This window comes from Microbacterium trichothecenolyticum (genome assembly GCF_041938625.1).
GTDB lineage: Bacteria > Actinomycetota > Actinomycetes > Actinomycetales > Microbacteriaceae > Microbacterium > Microbacterium trichothecenolyticum_D.
In genome coordinates this window covers 412,230-423,886 of record NZ_CP169427.1, presented here as the reverse complement: position 1 = coordinate 423,886, position 11,657 = coordinate 412,230, and the positions used below count along the sequence as shown (strand labels likewise).

The window sequence follows — 11,657 nt, the reverse complement described above, 5'->3', positions numbered from 1 at the left end:
TCAGCGCGGCGGCGCCCCGTTCCAGCTCGCGATCGCCCCGGCGAGGGCATGGTCGCCACTCGCGCGCGCCGACTCCGCGGCGTGTGCGGATGCCGCAGCGAAGACGTCGTCCAGGCGCACGGCCTGGCCCGTCCGAGCCGAGGCGAGGGCCGCCTCGACCATCGCGAGGCTCCAGATGTTGGCACGCACCTCGCCGGAGGGGGTCGGACCACCGTCCAGGCCGGCGACGAACTCGGCCAGCGCAGCATCGAGCCCTTCCTCCCCGTCCCCGACCGGCACCGTCCGCGGCTCACCGCCGCGGTGCTGCGCGGTCACCGCGGCTTCGCCGTCCCAGCTCACCGAGCCGGTGGCGGTGCTCGCGCGCCAGGACCCGTTCCACGAGGTCGTCAGTCCGTCCGCGCACCAGCTGCCCGAGTAAGCGAATCGGGCGCCATCCGCGAAGCGGAAGACCGCTTCAGCTGCGGCGTCGCCGCGGTACCAGCTCCACGGCGGCGAGAACTCGTCGCAGTACACCGAGACGGGGTCGAGGCCGAGCACGTATCGCGCCTGATCGAAGGTGTGGATGGCCATGTCGATGAGGAGGGGCGATTCCATCTCGTCCCGGAACCCGCCGAAGCGCGGGTTCTGGAAGAACTGCGAGGTCAGCTGGGCGGCGCCCCCCGCGGCGGCCACCTCCTCGCGGAAGGAGCGGATGCCCGCGGAGTACCGCCGTGACTGGCTGGTGGCGAGCAGCACGCCGGTGAGCTCGCTCACCGCGGCAAGCGCGAGCGCGTCCGACACCGTCGGGGTGACGGGCTTCTCGCTGAGCACCGGCACGCCGCGCCGCAGGGCGGCTTCGCTCACCGCGCGGTGCGCTTCGGGGATGGTGACGTTCAGGAGCATCCCGGGGAGCCCTGCCGCGACGAAGGCCTCGTCCACCGACGCCACGCACGGGATGTCCCACCCCCGCTCGCCGGCGGCCGCGCGTGCGGTGTCGACCGACACATCGACGATCGCGCTCACGCGGAGGTCGTCACGACGGGCGACGGTGTCGAGCCACGCGCGTCCCATGCCTCCCGCGCCGACGACGACGACATCCCTCACGACAGCACCTCGCCGTCCCACTCTCGGGGCGTGCCGAACTCGCCGGCGCGGTGCATCGCGAGGCGGGGCACGGCGCGGGGGCGGTCCTGCCTAGCCCACGCCGCAGCGTTCGCGAGGACCCGCTGGATCTCGGGCTGGTGGTAGACGGGATAGTCCTGGTCACCGGGCGAGAAGTAGAAGATGCGACCGTGACCGCGCGAGAACGTCATGCCCGAGCGGAAGACCTCTCCCCCGGTGAAGCTGGACACGAACACCAACTCGTCAGGGGCGGGCACGTCGAAGAACTCGCCGTACATCTCCTGCGAGCCGATCACGATCGGATGCGGCACGCCGACCGCGATCGGATGCGCCGGGGCGACGGTCCACACCAGCTCGCGATCTTCGGCCTGTCGCCAGCGCAGGGAGCACGTCGTTCCCATGAGACGGATGAAGATCTTCGAGAAATGGCCCGAGTGCAGCACCACGAGCCCCATCCCGCCGAGTACGTGACGGTGGACGCGCTCGACGACGTCGTCGTCGACGGCGTCGTGACGCAGGTGGCCCCACCAGAACAGCACGTCCGTCTCTGCGAGGCGCTCCTCGGCCAGCCCGTGCTCGGGGTCGTCGAGCGTGGCGGTCTCCACGACTGCGTCGTCCGGCAGCAGCCTGCGGAGCCCCTCCGCGATCGTGCCGTGCATGGTGTCGGGGTACAGGCGCTGCGTCGTCTCGTCATGCTTCTCGTGGTGGTTCTCCCCCCACACGAGCACGCGGATCCCTGAGGCCTGCGCTGATGTTGCCGCTGATGTCACTGTTCTGGCGTTCCTTCCGTGTCGTCCACATCCCACGCGGTCCTGCCCGCCCGCGCCAGGAGGACGCGCCGGTCTCCGGACAGACGGATCCGAGCCTCGACGGGACGATCGGCTGCCGATGGTCCCGCCGAGAGCACCACGACACCCGGGTCGACGGCCAGCCGGCCGTCGGCCCCGGTGGCGGCGAGGCGTGCCGCCTCGAGCGTGAATCGCACGGTACGGCGTTCGCCGGCGGGCATGCGGATGCGGGCGAAGCCGATGAGCTGAACGTCGGGGCGCACCACCGACGCCGATGGGAAGGAGGCGTAGAGCTGGACGACCTCGACGCAGTCGGCGCCGCTGTTGCCGACGGTCACCGTCACCTCGGCCGCCCCCGTCGTCGGGACGATGAGCGGTGCGGAGAGGTCCTCGTAGGAGATCCGCCCTGGAGTGAGGCCGAAGCCGAACGGGTACAACGGCGTCGGGTCGGCCACGGTGATCCCCGCGTTGTGCAGGCCCAGGGGCGGCTGCAGGTACGTGCCGCCGGCGGCGGGAGTCCGGGGGATCTGCACCGGCAGACGGCCGCTCGGGGCCACTCGTCCCGACAGGATCCCGGCGACGGCTGCGGCGCCCTCGGCCCCGGGGAAGAACGCCTGCACGATCATGGCCGCCGCGCCGTAGGCGCCCAGGGCGTACGGCCGTCCCGAGACGACGACGAGCGTGGTCGGCGTACCGGTCGCGAGGACCGCGCGGACGAGTTCGTCCTGGCGGCCCGGCAGCCGCAGGTCCTCGGCGTCGCAGCCCTCTCCAGAGGTGCCGGCGCCGAACAGTCCTGCGACGTCGCCGACAACCATGACGACCGCGTCGCTGTCGCGCGCCAGGTCCACCGCCTCCCCGATCCGCGCCTGCCCGTCGCCCAGGATCGCGCACCCGGGTTCGGCGCGCACGACGGACGCGTCGAACTCGGCGCGCACCGCCTCCTCGATCGTCGGGATGGCGATGCCGGGGTCATGTCCGGGGTACTTGGTGAGCACGTGGTTGGGGAAGGCGTAGCAGCCGAGAAGGCTGCGGTACTCGGCGGCGGCCGGCCCGATGAGCCCGATCCGGGCGCCCGGTCGCAGCCCCGCCGTGCCGTCGTCCTTGAGCAGGACGATCGATTCCTCCGCCAGTCGTGACGACAGCGCGCGGTTGCGCTCGCCGTCCAGGCACACGTGCTCCGCGCCATCGGGGACGATCGCCCCGCCGTCGAGGAGTCCCGCCTCGATCTTGTGGCGCAGGTGCCGGACAGCGGCACGGTCGATGTCGCTTTCGTCCACCAGCCCCGCGCGCACCAGCCGAGGCAGCGCGGCGTATGCGACAGTCGAGGGCAGCTCGACGTCGACTCCCGCCCGGAGGGCCAGGGCGCCGGCGGCGGCGGCGTCACCGGCCACGCGGTGCATCGACACCAGGAACGGCACCGCCCAGTAGTCGGCGACGACCGTGCCGTCGAAGCCCCACTCGGTACGCAGCACGCCGTCCAGCAGTTGCCGATTGGCGGTGCTCGGGATGCCGTCGACATCGGTGTACGACGTCATGACGCTTCGGGCACCGCCCTGCCGGAGCGCCGTCTCGAACGGAGGCAGCACCGTGTCGGCGAATTCGCGCGGACCCATGCTGACGGGAGCGTGGTTGCGGGCTCCGCGCGAGGCGGCATACCCCGCGAAGTGCTTGAGCGTGGCGATGACGCCGGCGCTCTCGAGTCCCGCGACGTAGGCCGCCCCGAGCTGGCCGACGACGTAGGGGTCCTCGCCGAGGGTCTCTTCGACGCGGCCCCAGCGGTAGTCACGGACGACGTCGAGCACCGGGGCGAGCCCTTGGTGCACACCGATCGAGCGCATGTCCTCGCCGATCGCGCGAGCCATCTCGCGCACCAGGTCTTCGTCGAAGCTCGCGGCCCATGCCAGCGGCGTCGGAAAGGCGGTGGCGCCGAAAGCGGCGAGGCCGGTCAGGCACTCCTCGTGCACCAGCGCGGGGATGCCGAGTCGCTGCTGAGCCATCACCTTCTGCTGCAGCTCGCGAAGCCGGGCGACACCCTCCCGCACGGTCACCGGCGCCGTGCCGAATACGCGAGTCAGCTGACCCAGACCGTGGACGAACGGGTCACCGGCCTCGGCCGCGCCGGCGTCGCCCTCGAGCTTGGGAGCGAAGGCGTCGGCGGCGTCGGTGAGCCACACCGACCCCAGCTGCGCGACCTTCTCCTCCAGGGTCAGCTCGTCGACCAGGGCCTGAGCGCGCTCGCGCGCGCTCAGCGTCGTATCGCGCCATCGACCCTCGTCGACGACGCCTGCATTCGCGCTCATCAGCCCTTGAACGCTCCGTCCATGATCCCGGCGACCATGCGCCGACCGACGAAGAAGAAGACGATCAGCAGCGGGAGGGTGGCCATGAACGATCCGCCCATCGTCAGCGCGAGGTCGATCGTGCGGTTGGCCTGCAGCTGCTTCAGGACGATCTGGACGGTGAACAGCTCGGGCGACTTCAGCACGATGAAGGGCCACATGAAGTCGTTCCACACCGCCGTGAAGGTGATGAGCCCGAGCACGAACGCCGCCGGACGGACGACGGGGAAGCCGATGCGCCAGAAGATCTGCCAGCTGTTGGCCCCGTCGATGCGCGCGGCCTGCATGAGCTCGTCGTTCAGCGTCGTCGCCATGTGCTGACGCATCCAGAAGATGCCGAAAGCGCTCGCCAGTCCCGGGACGATGATCGCCTGGAGCGTGTCGACCCAGTCGAGCCACGAGATGATGAGGTACTGCGGGATCACGCTGAGCTGCGCCGGAACGGTCATGGTCAGCAGCACGATCAGGAACAGCGTGTTCCGGCCTGGGAACTCCAGCTTGGCGAACGCGAAGCCGGCCAGCGCGCACAGCAGCGAGGCGATGACCGCGATGGCCAGCGACACGATCACGCTGTTGATCAGCGATTGGAAGAACGGCACCGTGTCGAAGACCTTGCCGGCGATCTCGAAGAAGTTGAAGCCGGGGTACAGCCGCGGGGGCATCGACGTGACCGCCGATGCGCCCACCGAGGCGATGACGAACATGTAGTAGAGCGGGAAGACGCTGATGAGCACCGCGATGATGAGCATCAGGTAGACGGGCCACGACACATGGCCCGCTCGGGCTCCGCGCCGGGACCGACGCTTCTGCGGACGCGCGAGCGCCTCCTGGCCCACCTGCGGGACCGCCTGATCGATGACGTCGGACATCAGCGCGCCTTCCGGGTGCGGGTGGTCAGGTAGAAGTTGATGAGCGAGACGACGACGACGATGACGAAGAGCGCGACACCGATCGCCGAGCCGTATCCGAATTCGAACTGGCCGAAGCCCTGCTCGTAGAGGAACAGTGCAAGGGTCTGGCACTGTCGTCCACCACCGCACGTGAGGCCGGACTCGGGGGCGACCAGCAGCGGCTCGGTGAAGATCTGCAGTCCGCCGATCGTCGACATGATGACGGTGAAGATGATGATCGGGCGCAGCGACGGGATGGTGAGGTGGATGAACTGCTGCCATCCGGATGCCCCGTCCACGGACGCAGCCTCATACATCTCGCGCGGGATCGCCTGGAGCCCCGCGAGGTAGAGGAGCGTGTTGTAGCCGAACCACCGCCACATCACCATCGACGAGATGACCACCCACGAACCGACCTGCGAGGACAGGAAGTTGACGTCGGGGATGCCGAAGATGTTGAGGACCCAGTTGATGAGGCCGAAGTTGCGGTCGAAGATCTGGGCGAAGACGAGGGCTGTCGCTGCCACCGAGGTGATGTAGGGCACCAGGAGCGTCATGCGGAAGAAGTTCGCCCACTTGAGTGTGGCCTGGTTGAGCAGGTGGGCGAGTCCGAGCGCCAGCGCGAGCTGCGGGATCGTGGAAAGGAGGAAGATGCCGAACGTGTTCATGAAGGCGTTCCAGAACCGGGGGTCCTGGAGCAGCCGCTCGAAGTTGGCGAGTCCGACGAAGGTCTGCTCGCCGATCGGGTTCCAGTCGAAGAGCGCCACGTAGAAGGTGAAGACGAGCGGGAACAGCCCGAAGATGGCGAAGATGACGAAGAACGGCGCGATGTAGAAGTAGGGCGCGATGCGCTCGCCGATGCTCTGGCGGATGCGCGACCGTGGTCGGTCGCGACGGCGCGTCTTGCGCACGGAGATGACGGTGGCGGTGGCGGTCGCCGTGGTGTTCGCGGGAGCGGTGACGGTCATGGTCCTCGGCCTCGGTCGGGACGGTGGCCCGGGCGAGCCCGGGCCACCGTCTGTCGAAGGGGGTCAGCCCCCGATGGCTGCTTTCGCGCTGTCGAGTCCCTGCTGCCAGGCGTCCTTTGGTGCGACGTTGCCCGCCTGCATGTCGACGAGTGCGTTCAGGAGCGCAGCGCCGATCGCGCTGGTGTCGGGTCCGTTGTAGAACGATTGGAAGTTCAGGACCGACTCGCTCATGATCTGACCGATCGGGGAGTCGCCGTAGAACGGGTCGGTGTAGCTCTTGACCTCATCGCTCTCGAGGGCCGCCTCGGCCGCGGGGAAGGTGCCGGTCGTAGCGAAGTGCTCGGTCTGCCCCTCGGGCGACAGCATCGTCTCGATGTACTGCCAGGCCGCCTCTTTGTTCTCCGCTCGGGCGGGGATGGCGATGACGCTGCCACCCCAGTTGCCTCCCACCCCCGGGATGGACGCGATGCGCCACTTGCCCTCGGTGTCGGGTGCGTCGTTCTTGAGGCCCGAGAGGATCCACGACGGTGCCGTGGTGACGGCGAAGGCGCCGTTGGCCTTACCCGGCGCCCAGCCCGACGACCATGCCGGGATGTCGGCGCTGAGCCCCGCTTCATATGTGCGCACCGCGACGTCGAACGCTTCCTCGACCTCGGGGTTCGTGTCGTAGATGAGTTCGCCCTCGGGCGTGTAGTACTTCTGGCTCACCTGGTTGACCGTCGAGAAGAAGACGGATGTCTCGACGTTGTCGACGAACGGCTCGCCGGTGGCCTCGGTGTACTTCTCCCCCATGGCGATGAAGTCGTCCCACGTCGACCACATCTTCGCCACCTCGGCCGGGTCGGTGGGCAGGCCCGCCTTCTCGAAGAGGTCTGCCCGATAGGCGAAGGCCAGCCCGCCGACGTCGGTGGGGATGCCGATGATGGATCCGTCCTCGGCGGTGGCTCCGTCGATGGCCCAGTCCAGGTACCCGTCGCCGATGTCGTCGCCGCCGAGCGTGCGCAGATCGACGAAGTTGCCGGGGTTCTCGACGAACTTGGGCAGGTCGTCGTTCTGGATCATGACCAGGTCGGGCACGCGGCCGCCGGCCAGGGCCGCCGTCAGCGCGGTCGCCGTCTCGGTGGTGCTGCCGACCTCCGAGAGCTTGACCTTCGCGTCGGGGTTCTTCTCGAGGTACCGGTCGACCGAATCCTTCTGGCCGATCCCGGTGAACGACCAGAACTCGAACTCGGCGTTCGGGTCCCCGGCCTCCGAGCCGGCGCCGGACCCTCCCGAGCATCCGGAGATCAGCAGCGCGAGAGCGCCGAAGGCGGCGATGGGCAGGGCCAGTTTGCGACGATTCACAACTGCTCCTCTTCTTCGGGGGACATGTGAGAGCGGGAGATGGCGGAATCTTGCCGCCCTGAGAGATCGATCTCTCATCCGCGAGCCACAGTAACCATGGAGGACTCGAAAGCACAAGCCCCCAAAGGAAAGCGCTTGGCGCTCAGAACTCGGCGGGTCGAGGGCGCGGTATCCCGATCGGAATGCCACGCAGGTCGCGCGGCGCGTGCAATGATCGACGTGGTCGTGAGATCGATCTACGGCCGATGCGCATCCTCGGAGGAGAGCCATGGCCCGACCCACCATCGTCGACGTCGCCCAGGCGGCGGGCGTCTCGCGGGCCACCGCCGCGCGCGTGCTCGCGGGAGCCACGAACGTGGACCCTGCGATGACGGAGGCCGTGGCACGCGAGGCCCGGCGGCTGGGCTACGAGACGAACTTCGCCGCGCGAGTGCTGCGAGGGGGGAAGGCGGGCTCGATCGGTCTGGTCATCGCCTTCGACGAGCTCGGCAGTCTCAGTGGCACGTTCTTCACCGCCGTGCTCAAGGGTGCGGCGAAGGGTCTGTCCGCCGGCGAAGTTCAGCCGGTTCTGCTCCCCGCCGATCACGAGGATCTCGACCGGATCCCGCGCTTCCTGCGCTCGGGCGCGCTCGATGGCGTGATCGTGATCCTGCAGCACGAGATCACCCACCTCGTCGAGAGCCTCGCCGACTCGCCCATTCCGGTCGCCTGGGTGGGCAGACCGCACGCTGACATCGGCCAGGAGCCGATCGTGATCGACTCCGACAACTACGGCGGCGGCGTCCTGGCCGCACGCGCACTCATCGAGCGTGGACGGCGTTCCATCGGGATCATCACCGGCCCCCTGGATCTCGAGCAGGCCCGCGAGCGTACGCGCGGATGGACGGACGAACTCGCCCGTCACGGCATCCAGCCCGGCCCGATCGTCCACGGCGACTTCACCCTTGACAGCGGCACCGCGGCCATGGCGCGTCTGCTCCAGCGCGCCCCCGACCTCGACGGAGTCTTCGCCTCGTCCGACCTCATGGCCGCCGGGGCGATTCGCGTCCTCCAGGCGGCCGGGCGCCGTGTGCCCGCGGACGTGTCAGTGGTCGGTTTCGACGACGTGCTCATAGCCAGCACGTCCGACCCGCCGCTGACGACCGTCCGGCAGCCCCTGGAGGAGATGGGCCGGGCGGCGGCCGATACGCTCCTTGCGACGATCCGGGGACTGCCGGCCGAGAAGGAGCAGCTGCTGCCCACGTCGCTCGTCCGTCGCGAGTCGCTCTGACGCTTGGCAGTCGCAGTCGGTCAGGTGCCGTGCGGAAGGGGCGGAAGGAGACAGCGTCGTGCCACACAGAACAGGGTTCTGGAGCTCGTCGGCCGGTATGGATTGGGAACACGGTCTCATCGCGGGCACGGGCAGCCTGGGCGCGGTGCTCTCCGGGGCACCCGACCGTCACGTCGTACATGTGTGCCACGAGGAGTTCTTCATCCCGGTGAACTCCGCCATCCCCGCCCCTCGCACCGGCCCCATGATCGACGAGGTCCGTTCCGCCGTGCTTGCCGGCGACACCGAGGGGGCGGCCTCGATCACCTCGCGGGTCGCCTGGGATGACGGGTACGAGGGACAGATGGTCTGGACCGACCCGTTCGTCCCCGTCGCAGCACTGTCGTGGGTCCCGGACGAAGAGCCACGCGTGTCGACCTACCGCAGGTCAGGAGACTTCCTGACGGGACGAGTCGAGGTCGAGTGGGGCTCTGAGCACACCGACCGCAGCGGCATCGCGATCGTGCCCGATCGCGCCGCCGGCACCCTGTTCCTCGAGTTGTCATCGAGTCGCGACATCCGAGGTGTGCTGTCTCTCGACCCCGGGGGTGACGCACACGGAACCGGCGACTATCCGTCCACGGACTACGGCGTGTTCCTCACCGAGACGAGCGCTCTGGAAGCAGGACGCTGGGTGGTCGACGTGGAAGTCGACGCCGCGACCCTGCCCCCGTTCGTGCGGCAGCACCCGCCGAGCACGTGGTCGCCGACCCGCGCCCGGCTCAGCGTCGAGCTTGCGGCGGACCTCGACCCGCAACCCATCGACGGAGGTGTGCGGATCCGCGTTGCGGGCGGCGCCGCGACCCGACTGCCGATCCGCGTCGAGGTGTTCGGCGGGCTCGGGGAACCAGCCGAACCGTCCGGCGTGACGCACGCCTCGCTGTTCGCCGCGTGCTCGCTCGACCTCAACAGCGACGTGGGCGACGACCACTCCTACGACCACGTGCTCGAGGGTGCGCGTGAAGGAGATGCGCCGTCCGTGCTGGCGGCGATCGAACTCGCCTTCGCCTCGGGGCGCCACACGATCCTGTCGGCGACCGGCGTGCTGCCGCCGACGCTCGTCGGCATCTGGCAGGGCACGCGGCGACCGGCCTGGTCGGGCGACTGGACTCAGAACGGCAATGTGCAGCACGGTGGCGTCGCGTCGCTGGTGGCTTCGGGGACCCCGGAACTGCTCACCTCGTACCTCCGCGCCGTCTTCCGTCACACCGATCACTACGCGGAGAACGCCGAACGCGTCTTCGGCGCTCCGGGCTGGCTTCTGCCCGCGCGCTTCGACTCTCACGGCCGCAGCAATCACTTCGCCACGTCGTACCCCCACCTGTACTGGATCGCGGGCGGCGCATGGATCCTCCGGCTGGCTTGGGACCAATTCAGCGCGACCGGCGACCTCACGACGCTCCGCGAATATGCGTGGCCGCTCGCCCAGAACGTCATGGCGTTCGCCACCGCCATCGGCCTGCCCGATGACACCGGCACGCTCCATCTCGTGCCGTCGTACTCGCCCGAGAACACGCCGGGCAATCGCACCAATCCGATCGCCGTCGACGCGACCATGGACGTCGCCGCCCTCCGCGATGCTGCGCGGCTCGCGGTGCGGATCGCCGATCTCCTGGGCGAGGACGCCGATCGCGCCGCGTGGGAGTCCTTCGCGGAACGCCTTCCTCCGTATCGCGTCGCCGATGACGGCACCTTCGCCGAATGGCTCGACCCCGGCCTCGCCGAGGAACTCGGGCACCGGCATGCGTCCCAGCTCTATCCGTTCTGGTACGAAGAGGACGACGCGGCACAGGCTCCTGAGCTTCGTCGGGCAGCGATCGAGACCATCCACCGGAAGCTGGCATGGCGCGACGAACGACCCTGGGCCGGTGAAGACGGGCGCATGGAGATGGCGTTCGGGCTGGTCGGGCTCGGGCTGGCGGCCGCGCGGCTGGGAGACTCTGACGCGGCCCTGCGCTGCGTGGAGTCCCTCGCCCGGGACTTCTGGCGGTCCAACGCGGTGTCGACGCACGACGGCGACTCGATCTTCAATGTGGATGCGAGCGGTGGGCTGCCGGCCCTCGTGATCGAAATGCTCGTGCAGTCCCAGCCGGGATCACTGGTGCTGCTGCCTGCATTGCCGACCGCCTGGCCCTCGGGATCACTCCGAGGCGTGCGGGCGCGGGGCGGCGTCCTCATCGAGGAGCTGCGGTGGGACGCCGGTGGCGCGACCGTCGTCATCCGGGCGGTTCCCGGGTCCGAGGCGGCGCGCGACAGCGAGATTCTGAACGTGAGCGGACTCGGGTCCTCCATCAGGGTGGACCTGTCGCGCGGCCCGCACACCATCCGGCTCGACTCACGCGATAGGCGAGGTACACCGACCCGTTGGCGAACCGCCGCTCGCCCGTGAGCTCCAGGTCGAGCCGCAGACCTTCATCGAGGAAGCGGATGCCGCCGCCGACGACCGCCGGCGCGATCACGAGATGCACCTCATCGAGGATGCCGGCACGTGCCGCCGCCGAGGCGAGCCGACCGCCGCCGATCGCGATGGGCGTGGCCGCGGCATCCGTCATCCGTCTCACCTCGTCGGCGTCGAAGGAGGTGCGCAGCTCGGTGCGAGGCGTCGTGACGGCGTCGAGCGTCGATGAGAAGACGATCTTGTCGATGTCGCGCCACTGCAGCGCGAACTCGCGTTCGGGCGGAGAGAGCTGCTCGAGGTCGACCTCGTCCCACACCTTCATCACCTCGTAGATCCTGCGGCCGTAGAGGTGAGTCCCCGCCGGCGCGAAGAGTCCGTTGACGAAGGAGTGCACCTCGGCGTCGGGCGTCGCCCAGTCCCAGCGGCCGTCCGGGCCGGCGATGTAGCCGTCGAGCGAGGCGGAGTTGAAGTAGATCAGCGACCCCATGCGTCGGCACGCTACCCCCGGCCTCCCCCACGG

Annotated in this window: 9 protein-coding genes; 2 read left to right on the top strand and 7 right to left on the bottom strand. The window is 69.3% G+C overall.

Annotated elements, in window-relative coordinates; genetic code table 11:
- The 6 genes from ACEYYH_RS01965 to ACEYYH_RS01940 form a co-directional block, all read right to left on the bottom strand.
- Positions 1-1,083: a Gfo/Idh/MocA family protein gene (locus ACEYYH_RS01965; RefSeq protein ID WP_374976618.1), complete on the bottom strand. Its 1,083-nt coding sequence runs from the start codon at positions 1,081-1,083 to the stop codon at positions 1-3.
- Positions 1,080-1,835: a ThuA domain-containing protein gene (locus ACEYYH_RS01960; protein ID WP_374978292.1), complete on the bottom strand. Its 756-nt coding sequence runs from the start codon at positions 1,833-1,835 to the stop codon at positions 1,080-1,082. Before ACEYYH_RS01960 ends, ACEYYH_RS01965 begins: the two co-directional genes overlap by 4 nt.
- A gap of 32 nt (positions 1,836-1,867) precedes the next feature.
- Entirely contained in the window at positions 1,868-4,189 is a 2,322-nt protein-coding gene (locus ACEYYH_RS01955; RefSeq protein ID WP_374976617.1) for a beta-glucosidase, read from the bottom strand.
- Positions 4,189-5,097, bottom strand: a complete 909-nt coding sequence (locus ACEYYH_RS01950; protein WP_374976616.1) for a carbohydrate ABC transporter permease — start codon at positions 5,095-5,097, stop codon at positions 4,189-4,191. Before ACEYYH_RS01950 ends, ACEYYH_RS01955 begins: the two co-directional genes overlap by 1 nt.
- Positions 5,097-6,086 carry a carbohydrate ABC transporter permease gene (locus ACEYYH_RS01945; RefSeq protein ID WP_374976615.1) on the bottom strand — a complete coding sequence of 330 codons (990 nt, stop codon included), beginning with the start codon at positions 6,084-6,086 and terminating at the stop codon, positions 5,097-5,099. Before ACEYYH_RS01945 ends, ACEYYH_RS01950 begins: the two co-directional genes overlap by 1 nt.
- Before the next feature lie 63 nt (positions 6,087-6,149).
- The gene (locus tag ACEYYH_RS01940; RefSeq protein WP_374976614.1) at positions 6,150-7,430 is read right to left on the bottom strand and encodes an ABC transporter substrate-binding protein; all 1,281 of its coding nucleotides are present in this window, start codon (positions 7,428-7,430) and stop codon (positions 6,150-6,152) included.
- A 268-nt stretch (positions 7,431-7,698) separates the two neighbouring features.
- On the opposite strand from ACEYYH_RS01940, the gene ACEYYH_RS01935 reads away from it, so the two are divergent.
- On the top strand, positions 7,699-8,700 hold the full coding sequence (locus tag ACEYYH_RS01935) for a LacI family DNA-binding transcriptional regulator (protein WP_374976613.1): 1,002 nt from the start codon (positions 7,699-7,701) through the stop codon (positions 8,698-8,700).
- Between the two features lie 58 nt (positions 8,701-8,758).
- Complete coding sequence (locus tag ACEYYH_RS01930) at positions 8,759-11,128, top strand: glycoside hydrolase N-terminal domain-containing protein (protein ID WP_374976612.1); 2,370 nt, start codon at positions 8,759-8,761, stop codon at positions 11,126-11,128.
- On the opposite strand, the gene ACEYYH_RS01925 is transcribed toward ACEYYH_RS01930, so the two are convergent.
- Positions 11,031-11,624, bottom strand: a complete 594-nt coding sequence (locus tag ACEYYH_RS01925; protein ID WP_374976611.1) for a dihydrofolate reductase family protein — start codon at positions 11,622-11,624, stop codon at positions 11,031-11,033. The genes ACEYYH_RS01930 and ACEYYH_RS01925 overlap by 98 nt on opposite strands.
- Between the last annotated feature and the right edge of the window lie 33 nt (positions 11,625-11,657).

Coding starts and splice junctions, on each gene's coding strand:
- ACEYYH_RS01955 (WP_374976617.1), bottom strand. CDS start 4,189: ATGAGCGCGAATGCAGGCGTCGTCGACGAGGGTCGATGGCGCGATACG.
- ACEYYH_RS01950 (WP_374976616.1), bottom strand. CDS start 5,097: ATGTCCGACGTCATCGATCAGGCGGTCCCGCAGGTGGGCCAGGAGGCG.
- ACEYYH_RS01945 (WP_374976615.1), bottom strand. CDS start 6,086: ATGACCGTCACCGCTCCCGCGAACACCACGGCGACCGCCACCGCCACC.
- ACEYYH_RS01935 (WP_374976613.1), top strand. CDS start 7,699: ATGGCCCGACCCACCATCGTCGACGTCGCCCAGGCGGCGGGCGTCTCG.
- ACEYYH_RS01925 (WP_374976611.1), bottom strand. CDS start 11,624: ATGGGGTCGCTGATCTACTTCAACTCCGCCTCGCTCGACGGCTACATC.